Raw genomic sequence first — 25,865 nt, 5'->3', positions numbered from 1 at the left:
CCACCGCCGGGAGTGGCGGTGGGCGTTCCCGGCTCAGAGCAGGATCGCGCCGCCCGGCTTGTCCTCGCGGGCGATCGCCGAGTAGGCGGCCGCCAGCAGGCTCGGGTCCGGGCCCTCGAGGCGGCCGGGCTTGGCCAGGCCGTCGAGCACCACGAACCGCAGCACACCGGAGCGGGTCTTCTTGTCGGTCTGCATCGCGTCCATCAGCTGCGGCAGCGCGTCGGCGTCGTAGCTCACCGGCAGGCCGACACTCTCCAGGATGGTGCGGTGCCGGTCGGCGGTGGCGTCGTCGAGACGTCCCGCGAGCCTGCCCAGTTCGGCCGCGAACATCAGCCCGACCGACACGGCGGCACCGTGGCGCCAGCGGTAGCGCTCGCGGCGCTCCACGGCGTGGCCCAGGGTGTGGCCATAGTTCAGGATCTCGCGCAGGCTCGATTCCTTGAGATCGGCGGCGACCACATCGGCCTTGACCTGGATGGCGCGCCGGATCAGTTCGGGCAGCACCGTGCCGGTGGGGTCGAGGGCGGCCTCGGGATCGGCTTCGATCAGGTCCAGGATCACCGGGTCGGCGATGAAACCGGCCTTGATGATCTCGGCCATGCCCGCGACGATCTCGTTGCGCGGCACCGTCTCCAGCGTCACCAGGTCGACCAGCACGGCGCCGGGCTCGTGGAAACTGCCGACGAGGTTCTTGCCCGCCTCGGTGTTGATGCCGGTCTTGCCGCCGACCGCCGCGTCGACCATCGCCAGCAGCGTGGTCGGCACGTGCACGATGCGCACGCCGCGCATCCAGGTGGCGGCCACGAAGCCGGCCAGGTCGGTGGCCGCGCCGCCGCCCAGGCTCACGACGGCGTCGTTGCGGGTCAGCCCGATCCGGCCGAGCACCTCCCAGCAGAACCCGGCCACGGCCAGGTCCTTACCGTCCTCGGCGTCGGGGATCTCGATGCGGTGCGCGTCGACACCGGTCTCGGCCAGCGCCGTGCGCACCGCCTCGGCGGTCTCGGCCAGCGGCGGCTGATGGAAGATCGCCACGGTCCGCACGGCATTGCCTGCGGTGACGGCCTCGACGAGGTCGCCGAGCAGTCCGCGACCGATGATCACCGGGTACGGGTCGGCGGTGCGGACCTGGATGGTGGTCGGCTCTGTCACGTGCGCTGCTCCGATTCTTTCTGGTCGTTGGTGGTGCGTCTGCCGCGGCGCCGCGGTGTGCCGCGCCGGGCGCGATCCGCGCGCTCGGGGGTGCCGGGCTGTCCCGACCCGGCCCGCGTGCCCGTGGATTCCGTTGTGCCGGTACGGGTTCCGGTCTCGTTCGGGGTGCCGCGCTCGCCCGTGGCGGTGCGCGCGGCGGCGTCGCGGTTGGCCGCGGCCGTCCGGATACGCGCGCCGCCACGGCGTGATCTGGTCCGCCGGGACCGGCGGGTGCCTGCGGTGCGCTCGCCCGCGCCGGACCGGCCCGCGGTGCCGGTCTCGGATTCGGATCGTGGTGCGGCCGAACGGTTCCGGCCGGTGTCGGCGGAACCGATCGGATCGGCGGTGCCCGGCTGCTCCGCGCGCCGCGCGGCCGCGGCCCGTGCCCTGGCCCGCCGCCGCGCCCTGGACCGGTTGCTGCCGATTCCCGGCCTGCTCGTCGAACTCGCCGGGGGAGTGGCGTTGGCGGCCTTGCGCTCGGCATCGAGGTCGGTGCGCACCGATTCCAGGCCGAGCTTGGCCAGGATCATCCGCACCACCCGGCCCGGGCTGCGTCCGTCGGTGCGTACGCGCACCGTGGCCACCTCGCGGTAGATCGGCCGCCGGATGTTCATCAGCTCACGGTATTTCGCGGCCGGGTCGGCGCCGTTGAGCAGCGGCCGGGCATTGCTCGACCCGGTCCGCCGCAGCCCCTCGCCGATACTGATCTCAAGGTACACCACGGTGGCCCCGCGCAGCACCGCACGGGTGCGCTCGGAGAGCACCGAGCCACCACCGAGCGAGACCACGCCCTCGTGTTCGAGCACGGCGCGGCGCACGACCTGTTCCTCGATCCGCCGGAACTCCGGTTCGCCGTCGGTGGCGAAGATCTCCGGAATGCTGCGGCCGGTGTCGGCCTCGATCCCGGCATCGGTGTCGTAGAGCTCGACACCCAGTTCCCTGGCCAGCTTGCGCCCGATCGTGGACTTCCCCGATCCGGGCGGACCGACCAGCACGACCCGCGCGCGCGGCGTACTCTCCGCCTCGGCGGGGGGAGCCGGCTCGGGCTCGACAGACGTGGGGCCCGCGTCGTTCTCCGCGGCCCCCTGCTGCCCCAGCCCGGTCACGACGTACGGCTGTCCGCGGGCACGTGCGGGCGGTTGCCGATCCGCTTGACGTAACTGGTGATGTTGTCGACGGTCTCGGCCAGCGAATCGCCACCGAACTTCTCCAGCGCGGCCTGTGCCACGACCAGCGCCACCATCGACTCCGCGACCACACCGGCCGCGGGCACCGCGCACACATCCGAGCGCTGGTGGATGGCGACGGCTTCCTCGCCGCTGGACATGTCCACGGTCGACAGCGCGCGCGGCACCGTCGAGATCGGCTTCATCGCCGCGCGCACGCGCAGCGCCTCACCGTTGGTCATGCCGCCTTCCAGACCGCCCGCGCGGTTGGTCGAGCGCAGCACGCCGTCGGGGCCGGGACGCATCTCGTCGTGGGCCTGGCTGCCGCGGCGGCGCGCGGTCTCGAAACCGTCGCCCACCTCGACACCCTTGATCGCCTGGATGCCCATGAGGGCGGCCGCCAGGCGCGAGTCCAGCCGCTGTTCGCCGCTGATGAACGAACCGAGCCCGATGGGCAGGCCGGAAACGATGACCTCCACGACGCCACCGAGGGTGTCGCCGTCCTTCTTCGCGGCCTCGATCTCGGCGATCATGGCCGCCTCGGCCTCGGCGTCGAACGCGCGCACCGGGCTGGCGTCGATGGCGTCGAGATCGCCCGCACCCGGGATGACACCGCTGGTGTCGGCGGCGGTGCCGATCGACACCACGTGCGAGATGACCTCCACACCGAAGGCCTGGCGCAGGAAGTTACGGGCCACGGTGCCCGCGGCCACGCGCGCCGCGGTCTCACGCGCACTGGCGCGCTCGAGCACCGGACGGGCGTCGTCGAAGCCGTACTTGAGCATGCCGGAGTAGTCGGCGTGCCCGGGACGCGGCCGGGTCAGCGGCGCGTTGCGCGCCATCCCGGCGAGTTCGGCTTCGTCGACCGGGTCGGGCGACATCACCTCGGTCCACTTGGGCCACTCGGAGTTGGCGACCTCGATGGCGACCGGGCCACCCATGGTGCGGCCGTGGCGCACACCACCGATCAGGGTGACCTTGTCGGCCTCGAACTTCATGCGGGCGCCGCGCCCGTAGCCGAGCCTGCGGCGCGCGAGCTGAGCGGAGACATCCTCCGACGTCACCTCGACTCCGGCGACCATCCCTTCCAGGAGGGCGACGAGAGCGGGACCATGGGATTCTCCGGCAGTTATCCAGCGCAACACGCCGACCATCTTCCCACGTCGACACGCGTAGGTGGTGACGTGGTCCGACGTGACGAGCGGCACGTCCGCGCCGGGCCGGGCCGCGCGATGCCGCCCGGCGCCACGGCTGTGCTGCGGCGGACCGGTCCCGGGCATCCTCGCAGCGACCCGATCCGGCCCCCGATCGGCGCCGTACGCCGTGTCGGCGATCACGTCAGCGCCATCGCCGACACGGTGGCCAGGCACATGGCAGGCCCGTGGGGCACCAGTTCCCGGTGGCCGATCGCGCGCGTGCGGTCGACGGCGTGTCGCACCCGCGTCCTGACCCATCGACTGCCCAGCATCGCGGCCGCGGCGAGGCCGGTGAGCACCGGTGCGGCGACCGCGGCCCAGGCCCAGGCGGGTGACCCGGCCAGCGCCGCGGCGCCACCCAGCGCCACCGCCAGCTTCACATCGCCCGCGCCGAGCGTGGCGGGGGATACCAGATGGACGACCAGGTACGGCATGGTCAGCAGTGCGGCGCCGATCACCGCGGTGGCGAGCTGGCCGGTGCATCCGGCATAGAGGAAGACGGCGGCGGCGCCGAGGCCGGTCAGCGCGTTGGGCAACCGGCGGGCGTGGACATCGATGACACCCAGCAGCAAGCACCAGGCGACGAGCAGGCAATACGCGGCAGTGGTCATGGTTCGATCGTGCGGGCCCGAACGCGCCCGATCGAGCCCCTCCCCGCCGATTGTGGACAAAGTCGTCGGTTGTGAACAGGCCGATCTCCAGTTGCATGGCCGCCCGCGCTGCGCCGCGACGAGTCCCGCATTCGGTGCCGACGTGTCGCGAGCGGGGCGGTAGCGTTGTCCCATGTGTGCTGACAACCCGGGTCCCGACCACGCGGCACGGCGTGGCGCCCTGCGGAGCCTGCTGGTGGAGAACGGCGTCGACGCGCTGCTGGTGACCGATCTGGTCAACATCCGCTATCTCACCGGCTTCACCGGATCCAACGCCGTCCTGCTGGTGCACTCGTGGGACATGCGCGGTGCCGAGGACCACACCGTGATCGGCACCGACGGCCGCTATTCCGCGCAGGTGGCCGCCCAGGTGCCCGATCTGCGCGCCGAGATCGCCCGCGCGACGGCCCGGCGCATCCTCGAACTGGCCGGGGAATGGCAGCTGGGCCGGATGGGATTCGAGAGTCACATCGTCACCGTCGACGAGCACAAGTCCTTCCAGGAGCAGCGCACCGGGCTGCAACTCGTGCCGACCTCGGGCCTGGTCGAACAGCTGCGCATGGTCAAGGACGACTACGAGATCACCCAGCTGCGCGCGGCCTGCGCGGCCGCCGACGCGGCCCTGGCCACCCTGCTCGACCGGGGCCTGATCCGGCCCGGCCGCACCGAACGCCAGGTCGCCCGCGACCTCGAGTGGGCCATGTTCGACCACGGAGCCGAGGCCATCTCGTTCGAGACGATCGTCGCCGCGGGCGCCAACTCCGCCATTCCGCACCACCGGCCCACCGGTGCCGTGCTGGCCGCGGGCGATTTCGTGAAGTTCGACTTCGGTGCGGTGGTCGACGGCTACCACTCCGACATGACCCGCACCCTGGTGCTCGGCGAGCCCGCGGACTGGCAGCGCGAGATCTACGACCTGGTCGCCCGGTCCCAGCGGGCCGGTCGCGAGGCGCTGAAACCGGGGGCCGAGACCCGTGAGGTGGACGCCGCGGCCCGGGTCGTCATCCACGACGCCGGGTACGGCCCCCAGTTCGTGCACGGTCTCGGGCACGGGGTCGGGTTGCAGATCCACGAAGCGCCGGGAGTGGCCAAAACCAGTACCGGTACACTTCTTGCTGGCGTGGCGGTGACCGTCGAACCTGGTGTGTACCTTCCCGGCCGCGGCGGGGTCCGGATCGAGGACACGCTCGTGGTGCGTGAAGGGGGCCCGGAACTGCTCACCCTCACCACCAAGGACCTGACCGTCGTCGACTGACGCCGGTCGCACCCAGACCCGCAGTAAACGAACGAGGAGATCCGAGGACAGTGGCGGACACCAGCGACTTCAAGAACGGCCTTGTGCTGAAGATCGACGGTCAGCTCCAGCAGATCGTCGAATTCCAGCACGTGAAGCCGGGCAAAGGCCCCGCCTTCGTGCGGACCAAGCTGAAGAACGTCGTGTCCGGCAAGGTCGTCGACAAGACCTTCAACGCCGGCGTCAAGGTCGAGACCGCGACCGTCGACCGTCGCGACATGACCTACCTGTACCACGACGGCACCGACTACATCTTCATGGACGGTGACACCTTCGACCAGATCTCCATCGCGGAGGCCACCATCGGCGACGGTGCCCGCTTCCTGCTGGAGAACATGGGCGTGCAGGTCGCCGTGCACGAGGACGCGCCGCTGTTCGTGGAGCTCCCCGTCACCATCGAGCTGGTCGTGCAGCACACCGACATCGGCCTGCAGGGTGACCGCTCCACCGGTGGCACCAAGCCCGCCACCCTGGAGACCGGCGCCGAGGTCCAGGTCCCGCTGTTCATCAACACCGGTGACAAGCTGAAGATCGACTCGCGCGACGGCAGCTACCTCGGCCGCGTCAACGCCTGATCGTGGCGGACTCCCCGGCAGACAAGAAGGGCTCGTACAAGAAGCTCGGCGCGCGCCACAAGGCACGCCGCCGGGCCGTCGACCTGCTGTTCGAGGCTGAGGCGCGTGACGTCGACGTCTCCGATCTGCTCGCCGAACGCGCCGAGCTCGCGACCAGCGATCAGAGCGTCGCCCCGGTCCACGCCTACACCGGCACCCTGGTGGAGGGCGTCGCCGACGATCTCGATCGCGTCGACGGCACCATCGAGTCGTACCTGCAGGACTGGACGCTGTCGCGGCTGCCCGCCGTCGACCGGGCGATCCTGCGCATCGCGGTCTGGGAGCTGTTCCACGCCACCGATGTGCCGCCGGTCGTGGCGGTCGACGAGGCCGTGGAGCTGGCCAAGGAACTGTCCACCGACGACTCGCCGTCGTTCGTGAACGGTGTGCTCGGTCAGGTCGTGCAGGTCGCGCCGCAGGTGCGGGCCGCCGCGGCCGCCACCCGGGCTCCGCGTCCGGAATCCGAGGACTGACCGTGGCGAACAAGTACCTGGTGATGGTCATGCGCACGCCGCACTTCGACGCCTCTGTGATCGAACCGCACCGCGTGTTCCTGCAGGAGCTGATCGCCAAGGGGCAGCTCCAGGAGAGCGGCAAGTTCACCGACGGCAGCGGCGGCGCCTACGTCATCCTGGCCGAAAGCCTCGATGCCGCAACGGCGATCGCGCACACCGATCCGGTGCACACCACCGGTGCCTCGGAGCTGACGATCTACGAATGGGAGATCACCGCCTCGGCGTGATCCTCGTTCTCCGACAGCCGTAGATCTTCCGGGATCTGCGGCTGTCGCCGTCTCGGCCTCAGATCTGGTGCAGGCAGTACGAGACCGGAGGCCGCGCGTGGACGACCGCCTCGGTCACCGCGAACTTCTTCGACGACGCCGCGCAGACCTGCGGATCATTGGCCGCGACCCGGGTGTCGACCATGAACGTTCCCGCTGTGCAGGGCACTTTGCGCAGGCGATTCAGCCAGGCGTTCTGGTTCTTCGGATCGTTGACGCATTCCCCGACAGCGACATTGAGTTGCAGGCACCAGCTCTTGCGCCGACCGGACTTACCGAAGGCGCCGTCGCCGACCGCGCACTTCTGCTTGCTCGGCGCCTGTGTCACGATCAGGACTGCCTCGGGATGGTCACAGGGGCGACGTTCGAATGTATCGCGGCCGCCGGGCGGCTGGGCGAAGAACCCGCAGTCCCCGGTGGCGACCTTGCGGAAGTCCGATTGCGCGAAACCGACGACGGCGAACGTGCTCACGGCGACGGCAACGGCGGCGAGCACCCCGATCCACACCCATTTCCGGCGTCCGCCGAAGAAGCGAGCATTGCGGGCCTGCTGCTCGCGGTGGCCGGGTCGTTTGCGTCGACCGGCGGGTGGCCGCCATGGCTCGGCGGTCTGTCCCGGTGAGTTCTGCGGTCCATTCGGTGGTTCCACCCGGCCAGCTTGCCAGAGCCGCAAGGTAACTCGGCCGGGTGGGCGTGTTCCCGACGGCCTCCGCCGGTGGGTGTACGTGGCCCGGCGGAGGCGCGACCGGCGCCGGGTGGCGCGGTGTCGGGATGTGCGCGAGGCACACGGTGATCCTGCAACCTCGAGTGGACTCGAGGTCAAGGCGGGTCAGCGGTCGGGGTGGACGACCGGGGTGAGGAAACCGGTGACCTGGGCGGCCGAGGGTTGGCCGAGGCGCCGTCCGAGGAAGTCGGGGGCATCGGCGGCGGCGCGGCAGCGGTCCGGGTCGGTGTTCGCCGGATCGGCGGAGTAGCGGTCGCCGAACATGATGGCCCTGGCCACCTCCCGACCCGTCCGCAGCTCGTAGACCACCACCTCGTAGCTGGCCCGGAACAGGTTGACGGTGCGGCCGATCGGCTCGCCCGGCTCCGGTGCGTACTGGCAGGTCTGCACGAGTTCGCGCAGCTCGAGCTGCTTCATGCAGGCGATGAGCTGCGCCGTGCCCGGATCGGTCGGCCGCCAGGCACGTGCGTCGTCACGGGTGACCATGCTGCCGAGATCGCCGGAGAGATAGATCGGGCTCGGCCCGTCCCGGTCGTACTCCGCCGCGTTCGGGAACGGCGTGCGGTTCTCGCCGCACATCCGGTCGTAGTCCGACATCACGAACCGGCTCGCCTGCACGGCCGTGATCGCGAAGAATCCCGCCCCGAACAGCGCGATGAACAGCACCAGCGCCACCCCGGGCCCGATCCGCACCCGGCGCAGCGCCGACTGCCGCCGCTCCCGAACCGGGCGGTTACGCCACCGCTCGAGCCACGAACCACCCACCGGGCGGCGCGCCTGCGAGGCCGACTGCCGGGCCGAGTGGTCCCGCTCGACCCAGTCGCTCCAGTGCTCGGTGTTCCCTTGCGGCGCAGAGTATTCCGAGGACTCCCGCCGCCGCGCGGTACCCGCGGCCGCCGCCGCCGCCCCCGCCCCGACCGCGGCGAATCCGGCCGCCGGCCCGATCCCCGCACTCCGCGAGCTCGCCGCAGCGTCGCCGGACCGTGGCGCATCGTCGCCCTGGTGCCATGAGTCGGACTGCGGCGCATCGTCGTCCGGGTGCCATGAGTCGGACCGTGGCGTCTCATCGTCGCCCTGGTGCCATGAGCCAGATCGTGGCGCCTCATCGTCCCCGCGCCACGAGCCGGACCGCGGCCCATCATCGTCCTCGTACCCGTCCCAGTCATCATCGTCGTCCCAGCGGTCTCCGCCACGGGACTCGGAGAATTGCTCGCCCGGCCTCAACGACCTGTCCGCGAACCGGCCGTCCGCCTCGTCCTCACCGGGCGACGAGCCATCGGCATCGGCGAACTGCTCGCCGACACCCGCCGACCGGTTCTCGAACCGGTCGTTCGCCGAGTCGTCCCGCCCCTCCGCGTCGTCGGTATCCGGCAATCGCTCGCCGGCAGCTGCCGACACGTTCGCGGCCCGCTCGTCTCCCAGGCTCGCGGATTTGACCAGCGAAACCGCACCCGCCGACGCAGCCATCGGCGAACCCACGGCCGGACGAACGGGCGAGGAACCCTCACCGCTGTCCGCCCCCAGCGCCATTGGTGACGCCTCCGCCCCGGATGACGTGGGAGGCGTCGTCGCCGCTGACGTGGGTGGTGCCTCGGCCTCGGATGCCGTGATTGGCCCGTCGGTCTCCGAGGGCGCGGGTGGTGCCTCGGCCCCGGTTGACGTGGATGACCCCTCGGCCCCGATCGGCGCCGGTGCCACCTCGCCCCTGGACGGCGCGGGCACCGCCTTGGCCCCAGCTGACGCGGGGGGTGCCTCCGCTCTCGATGACGTGGATGACTCGTCGGTCTCGGGGGTCGCCGCGGGTGGCACCTCGGCCCTGGACGGCGCGGGCAGCGCCTCGGTCCCAGCTGAGGCGGGTGGTGCCTCCGCCCTCGAAGACGCGGATGGCCCGTCGGTCTCGGAGGTCGCGGGTGGCACCTCGGCCCTGGACATCGCGGGTGGTGCCTCGGTCTCAGATGACGCGGGTGCGGCCTCCACCGTGGATGACGCGGGTGACCCCTCGGCCTCGGACGGCGCCGGTGGTGCCTCGGTCCCGGTTGACGTGGGTGGTGCCTCGGCCCTGGACGGCGCGGATGATCCCTCGGCCGCAGACGACGGTGGTGGTGCCTCCGCCCTCGATGACGTGGATGACTCATCGGTCTCGGATGGCGCGGGTGGTGCCTCGGCCCTCGACGACGCGGGAGGCGCTACGGCCTCAGATGAAGTGGGTGGGGCTTCCGCCCTGGAGGACGCGGATGAACCCTCGGCCCTGGACGGCGCCGGTGGTGCCTCGGCCCCGGATGACGCGGACGACGCCCCGCCCCCCGACGACGCGCTGCGAATCGGAGTCGTATCGCTGTCATCGCCGGAAACTGCCACAGCAGAGCTGGATTCGCGGGTCCCACTGCTGCCTATCGCGGTCCCGGCGGTGGACTTCTCAGCGCTCGCGGTGTCGTCCTCGACGGTCGTCTCCTCACGCTTCGCGCCCACGGCGGCGTATTCCGGGCGATCCGGCGCGTCAGCAGACTCCTCACGTTCCCGACCTCGGTCGCGCGGATTCGCCTCGCGCGCAGACGGCTGCACGGCCTCCGCATCCGCACGCTGTGGCCGGTGGGCGAGACGGTCGATCGCGGCGAGGAAGGCCGGAGTCGCCGACTGGCCGATCCGCGAGGTCATGGGTGGTGGGCCGCTCGGCTCGCGAACGGGCTCGGCGGGGGGTTCGGGGAGTTCGACCGGGGGCGGGGTGACCGGGCGGCTGGTGGTCGTGGCGTCGAGATCGGTGGGGAACCCCTGGCCTGTCAGGGCGTCGGGTGCGGGCAGCAGATGGTGCAGGTTCAGCGCGGTGAACACGCGGGCGACATCGTGGACGCTGAGCCGGACCGTGCGGCCGGTCTCGGCGTGGAAGTAGTCGTGCAGGGGAGTGGGATCGTCGCGGTCGACCAGGACGGCGCGGTAGCCGTCGGCGATGCGGGTCTCCTCGAGGGTGATGGCCGAGCCGGGCTGCGGGACCAGCGCGATCACCGCGTTCACCCAGCCGAAGATGCCCGCCTGCTGCAGCAGGTTCTTGACCGCGAAGACCTGGCGGCGCACCTGCACGAACGGATTCGGGACGCGCGTGGCGTGATACAGCGCGGCCGGTTCGTCGTCGATGGTCCACGGCCCGTTCGGCGGGGTCGCCAGAATGCCCGCCTGGCGTTCGGTGAATCCCTTCACCTCCACGACGGTGACACCCTGCGGCGTGCACACCAGCGCGTCGACCTCGACGGACCCGCCCCGGCTCTCGGCCACATGGCAGCGGAAGACAGCGACCCCACCGGCCTCGGACACCCAGTCACGGATCGCCGTGCCGACGATCTGCTCTGCGCCTTCGAGTTCGGTTTCGTCCGCGACGACGACGATCACCACGACCCCCTGTGCAACCTTGTGCGGACTCCTACCAGGATACGACCTCCGCTAGCCGTGTCGAAACCGAATCCTGTTGCTGAACAACGTGATCGACAAGAACAATTACCGGACTCACCCCATCACATCCGGCATTCCGCCGGGACCGTCGATTCCGGCCGGGCTCGTCCACTCCCGCGGCGGCCGCGTGACCTGGCCCGCGACCAGCACCAGCCCGCTCGGACGGTCCACCGCCAGGAAACCGAACGGGCGATCGATCTCCACCGAGGTGATGGTCGACATCTCCTGCCGCGGAACACCGCCCGGCGCCATCGCCACCGCGCTGACGGCCGCCGCCTCGAACCCGGCGGCATCGAACCGCGCGACCACCTCCTGGGCGGCCGCGTCGAGTGCGACCGGCTGCACCGCGAGACCCGGGAAATGACCCTGGGACGCGTCCTGCGCGGCCGTGAGGCCGAACAGTGCCGCCTGCTCGAACAAGTCGTGCTTCGCCCGTACCTCGAAAGGCGGGAGCGTGAGACAGACGGCGTCGCCGCCGAAGGATTCACGTCGCTGCACGGTGAGACAGGGCGCGACGATACCCGGGACGAGTTCGGTGCGCACCGCGACCTCGCCGTCCAGCGCCGCGAGACCGGCCGCGATCGCGCGGTCCGGGCTCTCGTCGCCGATCAGCAGGTGCACATCCAGCTCGCCGCGCCCGCGGATCACCACGCGCGTGACCGTGTCGTCGAGGATCGACACCGATCCGTCCGGGCGGCTCCCGCGGAACAGCCCGGGGCCGCGATGTCCTTGCCACGGACCGGTTTCCGGCGTGAACGGCACGTCGAGAAACGGAACGACCCATCGGGTCCGCGCCAGCAACGCGGTGGCCAGGGCGAACACCGTGTCTTCGGTGATGGGCACCGGGAACTTCGTGATCAACCCGTCGGTGTGCTCCCGCGCCCACGCGTCCAGCCGTGCCGGGTCATCCAGCGCGCCCACGGTGCCCGCGGGCATGCCGCGCACCCACTCCTCGCGCAGGGTCAGCCGCGGCCGCACCCACGCGCCGATCGCGGTGGTGACCTCCTGCGACGCATCGAGCGTCTTCAGTAACTCCAGCCCGGCCGCGTGGGCGTATTCGGCCGGAACATCCGCTGCCTCGGCCAGTTCCGTGCGCGCCCGCCCCTGCGCGCATCCGGCCAGGATGGCGAGCAACGGCCAGACCCCCGCCGCCGACACCACCGTGTCGTCGCCCCCGAACCTCGCGCACCATCGCGCCGTCAACCGATTGGCCGACCGGACGTGCGGCATCAATGGACTCCCCATGCCCCGGATCCTACGGCCAGCCACCGACATCCGGCCTGTCGTGGCCTGCCCGGCCCGGCCCGCGCGGGGCCGGATCGGGTGCGGACGTCAGGGCCGCAACAGCACCGCCCCCAGTGCGAGGCGATCTTCCAGCCTGCGGTGCGCTTCGGCGGCCTCGGTCAGCGGGAACACGGTGTCCACGACCGGAACCAGGCTCCCGTCGGCGACAGCGGCCAGCGCGGCAGGCCGCTGGGCGGCGACCTCGTCGAGCCAGGCGGTCCCGGCGCAGCCGGTGAGGGTCAGGCCGCGCAGGATCAGGTCGGTCGCGGTGAGCTGGGCGGGTGCGCCGGTGAGCCAGCCGTAGCTGAGGATGCGGCCGCGCAGCGGAGTGATCACGTCGAGCAGCGGGGTCAGCGAATCGCCACCGAGGGAATCGAAGACGACGTCGATCGTGCCGCCCGCGAGCGACGCGGTGAGCTGGTCGGTCCAGTCGGGAGCGGAGTGATCGATCACCGCGTGTGCGCCGTGTTCGCGTGCGAGACGGGCCTTCTCCGGGCCGCCCGCCGTGCCGATCACCCGCGCGCCCGCGGCAGCGCAGAGCCGGGTGAGGTAGCTGCCGATGCCGGTCGCGGCCGCCTCGACGAGGACGGTCTCGCCGGGGCCCACCCGGGCCGCGTCCAGCAGCGCCAGCGTCACCGAGCCCGGCATGAGGGCGGCGGCCGCCTGCTCGGTGCTCAGGCCGTCCGGGATGACGGTCACCGCATCGGCCTCGACGGCGACATATTCGGCGTAGGCACCGAAACCGCTGGTCGAGGCCACCACGCGAGCCCCGCCCAGGGACGGATCGACACCGTCGCCGAGTTCTACGACGACGCCCGCCGCCTGGAATCCGAACACCGCGGGCAGCGGCGCGGGGAAGGGGAACGCGCCCGAGCGCACCTTGGTCTCGGGGAACAGCACCGGAATCGCCTCGGCGCGCACGAGCACCTGCCCCGCGCCGGGACGCGGCCGGTCGGCCTCCCTGGCGACCAGGACCTCGGGTCCGCCGGTCTCGGTCATTACGATTGCCTGCATCGAGAACTCCATAAGTTGACTGCCGGTCCAGATATTGTCACGACGACGATATGGACCGGCGGTCAACTTGTCAACGGATCGGCGGCTGCCGGGAAAGCGGGTGCGATGACCGGGCGACCCACCGAACGTGCCGATGCCGCGCGCAACCGGCGCGCGATCCTCGACGCCACCGCGGCACTGCTGGCCGAACACGGTGCCGCCGGAGTGACGATGGATCGCGTCGCCGCCGCCGCGGGCGTCGGCAAGGGCACGATCTTCCACCGGTTCGGCAGCCGCTCCGGCCTGCTCTACGAACTCGTCGCGGAAGGCGCGATCGCCCTGATGAGCGCGGTCACCGAGGGGCCGCCGCCACTGGGGCCCGGCGCGCCCGCGGACGAGCGGCTGCTCGCGTTCTTCGACGCGATCACCCGGTTGTTCACCGACGACGTGGAGTTGATCGCCGCCTATCAGGCCATGCCGCCCCACCCGCGCAGCGCCGAGTTCCACGCCTTCTGGGCCGAACACATCGCCACGCTGCTGCGTGCGGTGCGCCCGGATGTCGACGCGGAGGTCGTCGGCGCGCTGCTGCTGTCGGCCGTCGGCGGGGAGGCCGGTCAGCGGCTGGCCAGGGCGGGGGAGGCCGACCGCCTGCGTGCGGGCGTGCGCGACCTGGTCGCCTCGGTACTGCGGACCGGCTGAGCTCAGCGCACGTCGCGCGGCCGGAACTGGATACTGATGCGCGGACCCACCGGGCGTGTGGTCTTGGGGACTGCGTGCTCCCAGGTGCGCTGACACGCGCCATCCATCACCAGCAGATCGCCGTGTCCGGCGGTGAAACGCACGCTGGCACCGCCGCCGCGCGGACGCAGCAGCAATGAGCGCGCGGCGCCGACCGACACGATCGCCACCATGGTGTCGGTGGTGGCGCCGCGCCCGATGGTGTCGCCGTGCCAGGCCACGCTGTCGCGGCCGTCGCGGTAGAAGCACAGGCCCGCGGTGCGGAACGGCTCGCCCAGCTCCGAGGCGTAGTGGGTGCTCAGCGCGCTGCGCGCGGCCACCAGGATGCGGTCGGGCAGGGGATCGTGCTCGCCGTAGAACGAGACGAGCCGGGGGACGTCGACGACCCGGTCGTACATCGGCCTGCGTTCGGCATGCCACGGCACCCGCTCGGCCAGTCGCTCGAACAGCGTGCTCGCGCCGCCGAGCCAGCCGGGCAGCACGTCGACCCAGGCGGTGGCGTCGAGCGGGGTGCGCCGGATCGCCTCGATCGGACCCAGCGCCACCGCGTCACCGTCGAACAGTGAACCTTGCAGGGGCAGCGACATGGGGACAGTCTAGCGCGTGTTCGAACATATGTTCGGATGCTCAGCGGGCGACGGTGACGGCGTCGTCGAGATGGGCGAGTTTGTCCGGATTGCGCACGAGGTAGAGGCCGGTGATCGCACCGTCGTCCAGGCGCAGCGCGGCGACGATGTCGAGCACGCCGTCGACGCGGACCAGGACGGCAGGCCCGCCGTTGACCTGCACGAACTCGGTGGTGACGGTCCCCGGGATCCGCGGGATGCCCCGCGACAGCAGCCGCGCCACCCGATCCGCGCCGACCACCGGCCGCACCACCGCCTTGACCACCCCGCCGCCGTCGGCGAGCAACACGACATCCGGCGCGAGCAGATCGAGCAGCCCCTGCAGGTCACCGGTCCGCACCGCGCGTCCGAACGCCTCGACGGCCTCGCGGCTCTCGGTGGTGCTCACCGGGCCGCGCGGTCTGCGGGCGGCGACGTGTGCCCGCGCGCGATGCGCGATCTGGCGGACCGCGTCCTGGGATCTACCGACGGCCTCGGCGATCTCGTCGTAGCCCAGATCGAACACCTCGCGCAGCACGAACACGGCGCGCTCGACCGGCGCGAGGGTCTCCAGAACCAGCAGCATGGCCATCGAGACGCTGTCGGCCAGCGCCACGTCCTCGGCGATATCGGGCGTGGTCAACAGCGGTTCCGGCAGCCATGGCCCGACGTAGGTCTCCTTGCGCCGGCCCAGGGTGCGCAGCCGGGTCAGCGACTGGCGGGTGGTGATGCGCACCAGGTAGGCGCGCGCGTCCCGCACGGTCGCGTGGTCGACGTCGACCCAGCGCAGCCAGGTCTCCTGCAGCACGTCCTCGGCGTCGGCGGCGGAACCGAGCATCTCGTAGGCGACGGTGAAGAGCAGGTTGCGGTGGGCGACGAACGCCTCGGTGGCCGGGTCCGTGCTCATGAGGTCTTCCTGTCTGTCGCGCGAGTGGTCGTCCACCAGACGCCGCCACCCGGGGTTCTGTGACAGCTGATTCCGGTGATACACGTCACGCCCACGATCTGTCACGGGCCCACCGCCGCGGGCGTCTTGTGGTCATCCCTTCCGGCACCACGAAACGAGGACATCATGACCGCCCGATTCGACATGTTCGGCAATGCCGTCGCCACCCGCTTCGCCAAGCGCTTCGCCGCGGCCGCGCAGATCCTGGACCAGTCGCCGCTGCCCGTGACCACGAAGGAACTGGTCAACCTGCGGGCCAGCCAGATCAACGGCTGTGGCTTCTGCACCGACATGCACACCAAGGACGCCACGGCGGCCGGGGAGTCGGCGCAGCGGCTGCATCTGGTCGCGGCCTGGCGCGAGACCACCGTGTTCACCGACGCCGAGCGGGCCGCGCTGGCGCTCACCGAGGAGGCGACCCGCCTCGCCGACCATCACCGCGGAGTCTCCGACGAGACCTGGGCGGCGGTGCGCGCGCACTTCACCGACGACGAGATCGCCGCGCTGATCGCGCTGATCGGCCTGATCAACGCCGCCAACCGGATGAACGTCATCGTCCGGATGCCCGCCGGCTCCTATGAGCCGGGCATGTTCGAGGCCTTCGCCGGCTGATCTCCGGCGTGCGGCGTCGCCGTGGACCCGCGGCGACGCCGGCCTTGACCCTGACGCGACGTCAGGGGCGACGATCACCCCATGACAGAAACCTTCCCTGCCTTCGACATCAGCCCCGTCCCCGCGCCGGGGCCCGACACCGTCGCGCCGGAGCTCTTCCGCGGCATCTACGGCATGCCGATGTTCGTCACCGTGCCGACACCCGACCTCGCCGCCTCACTAGATTTCTGGTCGCGCGGCCTGGGCTTCTTCGATCTGTTCTCGGTCCCCGATCAGGTGACGCACCTGCGCCGCTGGGTATTCCAGGACGTGCTGCTCGTACCGGGAGAACCGCAGGCAGGCAGCGAACTGACGGTCAGCTTCTCCTGTGTGCTCGGCGAGATCGACACCATCGCCACGGCGTGTGAAGCCCTGGTTCCCGGGTGCACGGCGGGCCCGCGATCCATGCTGTGGGGTTCGCTGGAACTCGAGGTCCGGACCCCGGAGAACACGCGGGTGATCATGACCGCGGCCCGTCCCTACGATCCGGCCGGTCCGGCGGCCGCGCACCTGCGGTCGATCGGCATCGACGCGCTGTGACCGGGTCCGGGCACGGCAGACTGGTCGGCGTGCCCGTCTCCGATCACCGCACGGTGGGCGCCGCGGCCGGACTGCTCGGCGTCACCACCCGCACCCTGCACCACTGGGACGCGGTCGGCCTGGTCTGCCCGTCCGACCGCTCCGCCGTCGGCTACCGCCTCTACACCACCGCCGACCTGGCCCGGGCCCAGCGCGTGCTCGTCTACCGCGAACTCGGCGTGCCGCTCGACGAGATCGCCGCGCTGCTCGACGCCACCGCCGACGAGGGACTGGCCGCGCTGCGGGCCCAGCGCGCGCAACTCGGCACCCGCATCGACCGCCTCCAGCGGATGGCCGACGCCGTCGACCGGATGATCGAGGCCAGACAGTCCGGCATCTCGCTCACCGACGAGGAACAGCTCGCCCTGTTCGGCCCGCACTGGCGGCCCACCTGGGTCGACCAGGCTCGCTACCGCTGGGGCGAGACCGAGCAGTGGGCCCAGTACGCCGAACGCGCCGCGGGCCGAACCCACGCCGAGTGGGAACGCCTCACCGCCGACACCGAAACCCTGCACGCCGACCTCGCCACCGCCTGCCGCTCCGGCCTGCGCCCCGGCACCTCCGCGGCGAACGCCCTGGCCGAACGGCACCGCGCCTCCCTCACCCCCTACTTCGACTGCACGCACGCCATGCACGTCTGCCTCGCCCGCAGCTTCCTCACCGACCCCGGCTACACCGAGTTCTACGACTCCCTCGCCTCGGGTCTCACCACCTGGCTGTACGACATCATCGCCGCCAACGCCCAGGTCAACGGCGTGGATCCCGCGACAGCCACCTGGGTATGACACCGAGCGAACAAGGTCGACCGCGAAGGGATGCGGTCGGCCGGACACCAACGCCCGGTGTTCGTTCCCGCCGTCGAGACCGTCCCTGTTCGTGAATGTGGTCACCCGCTCGGGCGTGCCACAGCCGCCATCCCGGCGCTCGGCGACCGGAAATTCCCGCGCTCGCAGGGCTTTCGGGACGTGGCGTGACCGCAGCCGCACGACCGTGCCCCCGACCGGCCGGGGTGGCGGCGCTCACAGGCGCCATCACCTGGTCAAAGTGCCCTCCCGGCGCTGATAAGCTGACGGGCGAGTTAGGCATCCTTTAACGGACCGTCCGGTGAGGCGGGGAAGGAGGTCGGCATGGCTGTGCCCGAACGGGCGGCCAGATCCGGCGCGGGCGAAACATCGCAGCGGCACACCCCCGAGTGGGTGGCAGGCGGCCGCGAACTGCTGTCGCCGTCGGATGTTCATCGCACCATCGCGCGCATCGCGCACCAGATCATCGAGAAGACCGCCCTGGATTCCGGCGACGCCGACGCGCCACGGGTGGTTCTCATGGGAATCCCGACCCGCGGCACCACCCTGGCCAACCGGCTGGCGGACCGGATCGAGGAATTCTCCGGCGTGCGGCCCGCGCTGGGCTCGCTCGACATCACCCTCTACCGCGACGACCTGCGCAGCCGTCCGCACCGCCCGCTCGAGCGCACCTCCGTGCCCGACGGCGGCATCGAGAACGCGCTGGTCGTGCTCGTCGACGACGTGCTGTTCTCCGGCCGCACCGTCCGCTCGGCCCTCGACGGCCTGCGCGACCTCGGCCGCCCCCGCGCCGTGCAGCTGGCCGTGCTCATCGACCGCGGACACCGCGAACTACCGATCCGCGCCGACTACGTGGGCAAGAACGTGCCCACCTCGCGCGCCGAGGACATCTCGGTGCTGCTGAGCGAACACGACGGCCACGACGGTGTGTACCTGCATCAGGAGGCCCAGGCGTGAAGCATCTGTTGACGGTCGCCGATCTCGATCGCGGCGCCGCCACCGAACTCCTCGACGAGGCCGAGCGCTTCGAACAGGCCCTGCTGGGCCGCGAGGTGAAGAAGCTGCCGACTCTGCGCGGCCGCACCGTGATGACCGTGTTCTACGAGAACTCCACCCGCACCCGCGTGTCCTTCGAGGTCGCGGGCAAGTGGATGAGCGCCGACGTGATCAATGTGAGCGCGTCGAGTTCCTCGGTCTCCAAGGGCGAATCGCTGCGCGACACCGCGCTCACCCTGCACGCCGCCGGTGCCGACGCGCTGATCGTGCGCCACCCCGCCTCCGGCGCCGCGCATCAGATCGCGCGCTGGATGGAACAGTGGGCACGCGAGGAGAACCGCGCGGCCCCCTCGATCATCAACGCCGGTGACGGCACCCACCAGCACCCCACCCAGGCGCTGCTCGACGCGTTGACCCTGCGTCAGCGGCTCGGTGACATCGAGGGCAAGCGGATCGTGCTGGTCGGTGACATCCTGCACAGCCGGGTCGCCCGCTCGAATGTGGTGCTGCTCGACACCCTCGGCGCCGAGGTGGTGCTGGTCGCCCCGCGCACCCTGTTGCCGGTGGGCGTGGAGTCCTGGCCGTGCCGGATCGCCACCTCGCTGGACGCGGAGCTGCCCGGCGCCGACGCGGTGATGATGCTGCGCGTGCAGGCCGAGCGGATGAACGGCGGCTTCTTCCCGTCGGCGCGCGAATACTCGATCAACTACGGACTGTCCGAGCGCAGGCTGGCCCTGCTCGGTGACGACGCCGTGGTGCTGCACCCCGGTCCGATGCTGCGCGGGATGGAGATCGCCTCGGCGGTCGCCGATTCGCCGAAGGCGGCGGTGCTGCAGCAGGTCTCGAACGGAGTGCACATGCGGATGGCCGTGTTGTTCCGGCTGCTCGTCGGCCAGGAGGAAACGGTATGAGTGAGCTGCTGATCAAGAACGTCCGCCCCTACGGCGAGGGCGAGCCGGTCGACGTGCTGGTGCGCGACGGCGTGATCGCCGAGATCGGCCCCGGCCTCGACGCCGCGGACGCCGAGGTCGTCGAGGGCGCGGGCCAGATCCTGCTGCCCGGCTTCGTCGACCTGCACACCCACCTGCGCGAGCCCGGCCGCGAAGACACCGAGACCATCGAAACCGGTTCCGCCGCCGCGGCACTGGGCGGCTACACCGCGGTGTTCGCGATGGCCAACACCAGCCCGGTCGCCGACTCGCACGTCATCACCGATCACGTGTGGCGCCGCGGCCAGGAGGTCGGCCTGGTCGACGTGTTCCCGGTCGGCGCGGTCACCGTGGGTCTGAAAGGCAAGCAGCTCGCGGAGATGGGCACCATGGCCGCCGGTGTCGGCCAGGTGCGGATGTTCTCCGACGACGGCCACTGCGTCTACGACCCGCTGATCATGCGTCGCGCCCTCGAATACGCGAACTCCCTGGGCGTGCTCATCGCCCAGCACGCGGAGGAGCCGCGCCTGACCGAGGGCGCCGTGGCGCACGAGGGCCCCAATGCCGCCCGCCTGGGCCTGGCCGGCTGGCCGCGCGCCGCCGAGGAGTCGATCGTGGCACGCGACGCGCTGCTGGCCCGCGACGCCGGTGCCCGCGTGCACATCTGCCACGCCTCCACCGCGGGCACCGTCGAACTGGTGAAATGGGCCAAGTCCCAGGGCATCTCGATCACCGCCGAGGTCACCCCGCACCACCTGCTGCTCGACGACTCGCGCCTGGAGACCTACGACGCGGTCAACAAGGTGAACCCGCCGCTGCGCGAGTCCGCCGACGTGGCCGCGCTGCGGCAGGCGCTGGCCGAGGGCGTCATCGACTGTGTCGCCACCGACCACGCCCCGCACGCCGAGCAGGACAAGTGCTGCGAGTTCGCCGCCGCCCGCCCCGGCATGCTCGGTCTGGAGACCGCGCTGTCGATCATCGTGCAGACGATGGTGACGCCGGGCCTGTTGGACTGGCGCGGGGTCGCCCGGGTGATGAGCGAGCAGCCCGCCGCCATCGTCGGTCTCGACGACCACGGCCGCCCGATCGCCGTCGGCGAACCGGCCAACCTCACGCTGATCGACCCCGACGCCGAGTGGACGGTGCGCGGCGCCGAACTCGCGAGCATCTCGAACAACACCCCGTTCGAGGACATGACGTTCCCGGCCCAGGTGTCAGCCACCGTGCTGCGCGGCCGGGTGACTGCCCGCGAGGGCAAGGCGGTCGGGATCCGAGGAGGCCAGGAACGTGGATAGAACTCTGTGGGTGGTGGGCTGCCTTGCCCTGTTCCTGCTGTGCCTGTGGCTGATGTACCGGGCCTGGAACAAGAAGGCCGCCCGGCAGCGCGACCGCATCGGCGAACTGCCCTCGGTGCCCGCCGAACTGGGTGCGCAGCTGCTCGAGCCGACCACCGGCCTCTACCTGGGCAGCACCATCGCGCCCAGCTGGCAGGACCGGATCGCGGTCGGTGACCTGGGCTTCCGGGCGACCGCCGAACTGACGCGGTTCGAGCGCGGCATCCTGCTCGAGCGCGACGGGGCCACGCCGATCTGGATTCCGCAGGAATCGGTGACGGCCGTGCGCACCGAGCGCGGCCACGCGGGCAAGGTGATGACGAACAACGGTGTGCTGGTGATTCGCTGGACACTGCCGAGCGGAACCGAGATCGATACCGGTTTCCGCGGCGACGACAAGACGGTGTACCCGGCATGGACCGCGGATGCGACCAGGGTGACGACGGGAGACGATGAATGAGCAAGACCAAAGCGGCTCTGGTGCTGGAGGACGGCCGCGTGTTCCGCGGTACCGCCTTCGGCGCCGAGGGGCAGACGCTCGGTGAGGCCGTGTTCTGCACGGCGATGACCGGCTACCAGGAAACCCTGACCGACCCCAGCTACGACCGCCAGATCGTGGTGGCCACGGCCCCGCAGATCGGCAACACGGGCTGGAACGACGAGGACGACGAGTCCGCCAAGATCTGGGTCGCCGGCTACGCCGTGCGCGACCCCTCGCGCGTGTCCTCCAACTGGCGTGCCAACGGCACCCTGCAGGACGAGCTCGACCGCCAGAACGTGGTCGGTATCGCAGGCATCGACACCCGCGCGGTGGTGCGCCATCTGCGCACCCGCGGTTCGATGAAGGCGGGCATCTTCTCCGGTGCCGCCCTGGCCGGTGACGAGGAGCTGCTGGCCCGGGTCAACGGCCAGGCCTCGATGCTCGGCGCCGACCTGGCCGAAGAGGTCAGCACCGACGGCATGTACACGATCGAACCGGTGGGCGAGCACCGCTTCACCGTCGTCGCGGTCGACCTGGGCATCAAGACCAACACCCCGCGCATGTTCGCCGAGCGTGGCGTGCGCACCCACGTGGTGCCGTCGAACACCTCCCTCGACGACATCCTCGCGCTGAACCCCAACGGCGTGTTCCTGTCCAACGGCCCCGGTGACCCGGCCACCCAGACCGGCGCCGTCGCGCTGACCCAGGGTGTCCTGGAACGCGGCATCCCGCTGTTCGGCATCTGCTTCGGCAACCAGATCCTGGGTCGCGCGCTGGGCCGTAATACCTACAAGATGAAGTTCGGCCACCGCGGCATCAACATCCCGGTCGTCGAAGAGGGCACCGGCCGCATCTCCATCACCGCCCAGAACCACGGCTTCGCCCTCGAGGGCGAGAAGGGCGAGGTGTTCGACACCCCCTTCGGCAAGGCCGAGGTCTCCCACATCTGCGCCAACGACGGCACCGTCGAGGGTGTGCGACTGATCGACGGTCGCGCCTTCTCGGTGCAGTACCACCCCGAGGCCGCCGCAGGCCCGCACGACGCCGCATACCTGTTCGACCGTTTCGCCGGTCTCATGGAAGGAGCCTGATGCCTCGCCGCGAGGATCTGAAGCACATCCTGGTGATCGGCTCTGGCCCGATCGTCATCGGCCAGGCGTGCGAATTCGACTACTCCGGCACCCAGGCGTGCCGGGTGCTGCGGTCCGAGGGACTGCGCGTATCGCTGGTGAACTCCAACCCGGCGACCATCATGACCGACCCCGAGTTCGCCGACTCCACCTACGTCGAGCCGATCACCCCGGAGTTCGTCGAGAAGGTCATCGACAAGGAGCGTCCCGACGCCATCCTGGCCACCCTCGGCGGGCAGACCGCGCTCAACACCGCGGTCGCGCTGCACGAGCGCGGGGTGCTGGAGAAGTACAACGTCGAGCTGATCGGCGCCGACTTCGACGCCATCCAGCGCGGTGAGGACCGCCAGAAGTTCAAGGACATCGTCGCCAAGGTCGGCGGCGAGTCCGCGCGCTCCAAGGTCTGTTACACCATGGCCGAGGTCCGCGAGACCGTCGCCGAGCTCGGTTTCCCCGTGGTCGTGCGCCCGTCGTTCACCATGGGTGGCCTCGGCTCCGGCATGGCCTACAACGACGAGGACCTCGACCGCATCGCCGGTGGCGGCCTGGCCGCCTCGCCGACCGCGAACGTCCTGATCGAGGAGTCCATCCTCGGCTGGAAGGAATACGAGCTCGAGCTCATGCGCGACGGCCGCGACAACGTGGTCATCGTCTGCTCCATCGAGAACGTCGACCCGATGGGCGTGCACACCGGCGACTCGATGACCGTGGCCCCGGCCATGACCCTCACCGACCGCGAATACCAGAAGATGCGCGATCTGGGCATCGCCATCCTGCGCGAGGTCGGCGTCGACACCGGCGGCTGCAACATCCAGTTCGCGGTGGACCCCGCCGACGGTCGCCTGATCGTCATCGAGATGAACCCCCGCGTCTCGCGTTCCTCGGCGCTGGCGTCCAAGGCCACCGGCTTCCCGATCGCCAAGATCGCCGCCAAGCTGGCCATCGGCTACACCCTCGACGAGATCGTCAACGACATCACCGGCGAGACCCCGGCCTGCTTCGAGCCGACCCTGGACTACGTCGTGGTCAAGGCCCCGCGCTTCGCCTTCGAGAAGTTCCCCGGCGCCGACGACACCCTCACCACCACCATGAAGTCGGTGGGCGAGGCCATGTCGATGGGCCGCAACTTCACCGAGGCCCTGGGCAAGGTGCTGCGCTCGCTCGAGACCAAGGCCACCAGCTTCTGGACCCTCGACGACGGGCAGTGGTCGCCGAAGGATCCCAGCGACCCGGCGTCGGTGCGCGCGGCCATCGAGGCCATCCTCGCCGACCTGCGCGTGCCCACCGAAGGCCGCATCTACCAGGTCGAGCGCGCGCTGCGCTATGGCGCGAGCATCGAGGAGACCGCGTTGGCCTCCGGCGTCGACCCGTGGTTCGTCGCCGAGGTCGCCGGGCTGGTCGAGCTGCGCCAGGAGATCCTGGACGCCCCGGTCCTCGACGAGGAACTGCTGCGCCGCGCCAAGCACTACGGCCTGTCCGACCGTCAGCTCGCCGCCCTGCGGCCCGAGCTGGCCGGTGAGTCCGGCGTGCGTGCCCTGCGGCACCGGCTCGGGGTGCGCCCGGTCTACAAGACCGTCGACACCTGCGCCGCCGAGTTCGAGGCCAAGACGCCGTACCACTACAGCGCCTACGAGCTCGATCCCGGCGCCGAGTCCGAGGTCGCGCCGCAGCGTGAGCGCGACAAGGTGATCATCCTGGGCTCGGGTCCCAACCGCATCGGCCAGGGCATCGAGTTCGACTACTCGTGTGTGCACGCCGCGCAGACGCTGTCGGCCGCGGGCTACGAGACCGTCATGGTCAACTGCAACCCCGAGACCGTCTCCACCGACTACGACACCGCCGATCGCCTCTACTTCGAGCCGCTCACCTTCGAGGACGTGCTCGAGGTGTACCACGCCGAAGCCGAGTCGGGCACCGTCGCCGGTGTCATCGTGCAGCTCGGCGGCCAGACCCCGCTGAGCCTGGCGCAGCGGCTCACCGACGCGGGCGTGCCCGTGGTCGGCACCTCCGCGGCCGCCATCGACCTGGCCGAGGACCGCGGCGAATTCGGTGACGTGCTCGTCGCGGCCGGACTGCCCGCGCCCAAGTACGGCACCGCCACCACGGTCGAGCAGGCCAAGAAGATCGCCGCCGAGATCGGCTACCCGGTGCTGGTGCGCCCGTCCTACGTGCTGGGCGGTCGCGGCATGGAGATCGTCTACGACGAGAAGTCCCTCGAGGGCTACATCTCCCGCGCCACCGAACTCAACCCCGAGCACCCGGTGCTGGTCGACCGCTTCCTGGAAGACGCCATCGAGATCGACGTCGACGCCCTGTGCGACGGCGAGGAGGTCTACCTCGGCGGCGTGATGGAGCACATCGAGGAAGCCGGCATCCACTCCGGTGACTCCGCCTGCGCGCTGCCCCCGATCACCCTGGGCCGCAGCGATATCGAGGCCGTGCGCCGCTCCACCATCGCGCTGGCCAAGGGCATCGGCGTCAAGGGCCTGCTCAACGTGCAGTACGCCCTCAAGGACGACGTGCTCTACGTGCTCGAGGCCAATCCCCGGGCGAGCCGGACGGTTCCGTTCGTCTCCAAGGCCACCGCGGTGCCGCTGGCCAAGGCCTGCGCGCGTGTCATGCTCGGCGCCACCATCGCCGACCTGCGCAAGGAAGGCATGCTGCCGCCCGAGGGCGACGGCGGCCACGTGCCGCTCGACGCGCCGGTCGCGGTGAAGGAAGCCGTGCTGCCCTTCCACCGGTTCCGTCGCGCCGACGGCTCCGGCGTGGACTCGCTGCTGTCGCCGGAGATGAAGTCCACCGGCGAGGTCATGGGCATCGACGCCGACTTCGGCACCGCCTTCGCCAAGAGCCAGGCCGCTGCCTACGGCTCGCTGCCCACCGAGGGCACGGTGTTCGTCTCGATCGCCAACCGCGACAAGCGTGCCATGGTGTTCCCGATCAAGCGCCTGCACGACCTGGGCTTCCGCATCCTCGCCACCGAGGGCACCGCGGAAACCCTGCGCCGCAACGGCATTCCGTGCGAGCAGGTGCGCAAGCACTCCGACCCGGACACCGTCGACCCCGAGACCGGCACCCCGCTGGCCTCGATCGTCGAGCAGATCCGCGACGGCGAGATCGACATCGTGTTCAACACCCCCTACGGCAACTCGGGCCCCCGCGTGGACGGCTACGAGATCCGCACCGCCGCGGTGGGCGCGAACATCCCGTGCATCACCACCGTGCAGGGCGCGGCCGCGGCCGTGCAGGGCATCGAGGCGAGCATCAACGGCGGTATCGGCGTGCGCTCGCTGCAGGAACTGCACTCGGTGCTGCGTGGCTGATCGGCACGAAGACGAAGGA

Annotated in this window: 23 protein-coding genes and 1 pseudogene; 14 read left to right on the top strand and 10 right to left on the bottom strand. The window is 70.9% G+C overall.

Features of this window, described 5'->3' with window-relative positions:
- Positions 1 to 33: 33 nt before the first annotated feature.
- From aroB to ACWEMY_RS09750, 4 genes and pseudogenes are all read right to left on the bottom strand, one after another.
- Positions 34 to 1,149 (bottom strand): 3-dehydroquinate synthase, encoded by a 1,116-nt coding sequence (aroB, locus tag ACWEMY_RS09765; protein ID WP_452389655.1) that lies wholly within the window; start codon positions 1,147 to 1,149, stop codon positions 34 to 36.
- A 551-nt stretch (positions 1,150 to 1,700) separates the two neighbouring features.
- Positions 1,701 to 2,183, bottom strand: a pseudogene (locus ACWEMY_RS09760) (shikimate kinase); the annotation flags it as partial.
- Between the two features lie 107 nt (positions 2,184 to 2,290).
- A complete protein-coding gene (gene aroC / locus ACWEMY_RS09755; RefSeq protein ID WP_452389668.1) occupies positions 2,291 to 3,499 on the bottom strand; it encodes a chorismate synthase in 1,209 nt (402 codons plus the stop codon).
- A 188-nt stretch (positions 3,500 to 3,687) separates the two neighbouring features.
- Positions 3,688 to 4,161 (bottom strand): prepilin peptidase, encoded by a 474-nt coding sequence (locus ACWEMY_RS09750; RefSeq protein ID WP_452389654.1) that lies wholly within the window; start codon positions 4,159 to 4,161, stop codon positions 3,688 to 3,690.
- Positions 4,162 to 4,333: 172 nt separating this feature from the next.
- On the opposite strand from ACWEMY_RS09750, the gene ACWEMY_RS09745 reads away from it, so the two are divergent.
- From ACWEMY_RS09745 to ACWEMY_RS09730, 4 genes are read left to right on the top strand one after another with little or no spacing between them, the layout of a single operon-like run.
- Entirely contained in the window at positions 4,334 to 5,455 is a 1,122-nt protein-coding gene (locus ACWEMY_RS09745; protein WP_375928776.1) for an aminopeptidase P family protein, read from the top strand.
- A gap of 50 nt (positions 5,456 to 5,505) precedes the next feature.
- Positions 5,506 to 6,069: an elongation factor P gene (efp, locus tag ACWEMY_RS09740; RefSeq protein WP_375928774.1), complete on the top strand. Its 564-nt coding sequence runs from the start codon at positions 5,506 to 5,508 to the stop codon at positions 6,067 to 6,069.
- Positions 6,070 to 6,071: 2 nt separating this feature from the next.
- Entirely contained in the window at positions 6,072 to 6,581 is a 510-nt protein-coding gene (gene nusB / locus ACWEMY_RS09735; protein ID WP_452389653.1) for a transcription antitermination factor NusB, read from the top strand.
- 2 nt (positions 6,582 to 6,583) lie between these two features.
- Positions 6,584 to 6,850, top strand: coding sequence for a YciI family protein (locus ACWEMY_RS09730; RefSeq protein ID WP_452389652.1), 267 nt, complete (start codon positions 6,584 to 6,586; stop codon positions 6,848 to 6,850).
- Positions 6,851 to 6,908: 58 nt separating this feature from the next.
- On the opposite strand, the gene ACWEMY_RS09725 is transcribed toward ACWEMY_RS09730, so the two are convergent.
- From ACWEMY_RS09725 to ACWEMY_RS09710, 4 genes are all read right to left on the bottom strand, one after another.
- Positions 6,909 to 7,538 (bottom strand): hypothetical protein, encoded by a 630-nt coding sequence (locus ACWEMY_RS09725; RefSeq protein WP_452389651.1) that lies wholly within the window; start codon positions 7,536 to 7,538, stop codon positions 6,909 to 6,911.
- A gap of 180 nt (positions 7,539 to 7,718) precedes the next feature.
- A complete protein-coding gene (locus tag ACWEMY_RS09720; RefSeq protein WP_452389650.1) occupies positions 7,719 to 10,997 on the bottom strand; it encodes an NERD domain-containing protein in 3,279 nt (1,092 codons plus the stop codon).
- A gap of 111 nt (positions 10,998 to 11,108) precedes the next feature.
- Entirely contained in the window at positions 11,109 to 12,299 is a 1,191-nt protein-coding gene (locus tag ACWEMY_RS09715; RefSeq protein WP_452389649.1) for a serpin family protein, read from the bottom strand.
- A gap of 87 nt (positions 12,300 to 12,386) precedes the next feature.
- Positions 12,387 to 13,352: a quinone oxidoreductase family protein gene (locus tag ACWEMY_RS09710; RefSeq protein WP_452389648.1), complete on the bottom strand. Its 966-nt coding sequence runs from the start codon at positions 13,350 to 13,352 to the stop codon at positions 12,387 to 12,389.
- Between the two features lie 105 nt (positions 13,353 to 13,457).
- Between ACWEMY_RS09710 and ACWEMY_RS09705 the strand changes: the two genes are divergently transcribed.
- A complete protein-coding gene (locus tag ACWEMY_RS09705; protein ID WP_375928759.1) occupies positions 13,458 to 14,030 on the top strand; it encodes a TetR/AcrR family transcriptional regulator in 573 nt (190 codons plus the stop codon).
- Between the two features lie 2 nt (positions 14,031 to 14,032).
- Here the strand turns inward: ACWEMY_RS09705 and ACWEMY_RS09700 are convergent, their stop codons facing one another.
- Positions 14,033 to 14,656 (bottom strand): alpha-ketoglutarate-dependent dioxygenase AlkB, encoded by a 624-nt coding sequence (locus tag ACWEMY_RS09700; protein ID WP_452389647.1) that lies wholly within the window; start codon positions 14,654 to 14,656, stop codon positions 14,033 to 14,035.
- Between the two features lie 40 nt (positions 14,657 to 14,696).
- Positions 14,697 to 15,581 carry an RNA polymerase sigma-70 factor gene (locus ACWEMY_RS09695; RefSeq protein WP_452389646.1) on the bottom strand — a complete coding sequence of 295 codons (885 nt, stop codon included), beginning with the start codon at positions 15,579 to 15,581 and terminating at the stop codon, positions 14,697 to 14,699.
- Between the two features lie 165 nt (positions 15,582 to 15,746).
- On the opposite strand from ACWEMY_RS09695, the gene ACWEMY_RS09690 reads away from it, so the two are divergent.
- From ACWEMY_RS09690 to carB, 9 genes are all read left to right on the top strand, one after another.
- Positions 15,747 to 16,232 carry a carboxymuconolactone decarboxylase family protein gene (locus tag ACWEMY_RS09690; RefSeq protein ID WP_452389645.1) on the top strand — a complete coding sequence of 162 codons (486 nt, stop codon included), beginning with the start codon at positions 15,747 to 15,749 and terminating at the stop codon, positions 16,230 to 16,232.
- Positions 16,233 to 16,313: 81 nt separating this feature from the next.
- Positions 16,314 to 16,811, top strand: coding sequence for a VOC family protein (locus ACWEMY_RS09685; protein ID WP_452389644.1), 498 nt, complete (start codon positions 16,314 to 16,316; stop codon positions 16,809 to 16,811).
- Between the two features lie 29 nt (positions 16,812 to 16,840).
- Positions 16,841 to 17,635 (top strand): MerR family transcriptional regulator, encoded by a 795-nt coding sequence (locus ACWEMY_RS09680; protein WP_452389643.1) that lies wholly within the window; start codon positions 16,841 to 16,843, stop codon positions 17,633 to 17,635.
- 342 nt (positions 17,636 to 17,977) lie between these two features.
- Complete coding sequence (gene pyrR, locus ACWEMY_RS09675; protein WP_375928751.1) at positions 17,978 to 18,610, top strand: bifunctional pyr operon transcriptional regulator/uracil phosphoribosyltransferase PyrR; 633 nt, start codon at positions 17,978 to 17,980, stop codon at positions 18,608 to 18,610.
- Positions 18,607 to 19,560 (top strand): aspartate carbamoyltransferase catalytic subunit, encoded by a 954-nt coding sequence (locus tag ACWEMY_RS09670; protein ID WP_452389642.1) that lies wholly within the window; start codon positions 18,607 to 18,609, stop codon positions 19,558 to 19,560. Before pyrR ends, ACWEMY_RS09670 begins: the two co-directional genes overlap by 4 nt.
- Complete coding sequence (locus ACWEMY_RS09665) at positions 19,557 to 20,873, top strand: dihydroorotase (RefSeq protein WP_452389641.1); 1,317 nt, start codon at positions 19,557 to 19,559, stop codon at positions 20,871 to 20,873. The genes ACWEMY_RS09670 and ACWEMY_RS09665 overlap by 4 nt, the downstream gene beginning before the upstream one ends.
- Positions 20,866 to 21,372 carry a PH-like domain-containing protein gene (locus tag ACWEMY_RS09660; protein ID WP_452389640.1) on the top strand — a complete coding sequence of 169 codons (507 nt, stop codon included), beginning with the start codon at positions 20,866 to 20,868 and terminating at the stop codon, positions 21,370 to 21,372. The genes ACWEMY_RS09665 and ACWEMY_RS09660 overlap by 8 nt, the downstream gene beginning before the upstream one ends.
- Positions 21,369 to 22,484, top strand: coding sequence for a glutamine-hydrolyzing carbamoyl-phosphate synthase small subunit (gene carA, locus ACWEMY_RS09655; protein ID WP_452389639.1), 1,116 nt, complete (start codon positions 21,369 to 21,371; stop codon positions 22,482 to 22,484). The genes ACWEMY_RS09660 and carA overlap by 4 nt, the downstream gene beginning before the upstream one ends.
- Entirely contained in the window at positions 22,484 to 25,846 is a 3,363-nt protein-coding gene (gene carB, locus ACWEMY_RS09650; RefSeq protein WP_452389638.1) for a carbamoyl-phosphate synthase large subunit, read from the top strand. The genes carA and carB overlap by 1 nt, the downstream gene beginning before the upstream one ends.
- Positions 25,847 to 25,865: the final 19 nt, after the last annotated feature.

It is taken from the genome of Nocardia sp. NPDC004415, from assembly GCF_053602435.1.
Note: the sequence above shows the minus strand (reverse complement) of the source record. Positions and strands in the feature narration are given on the sequence as shown.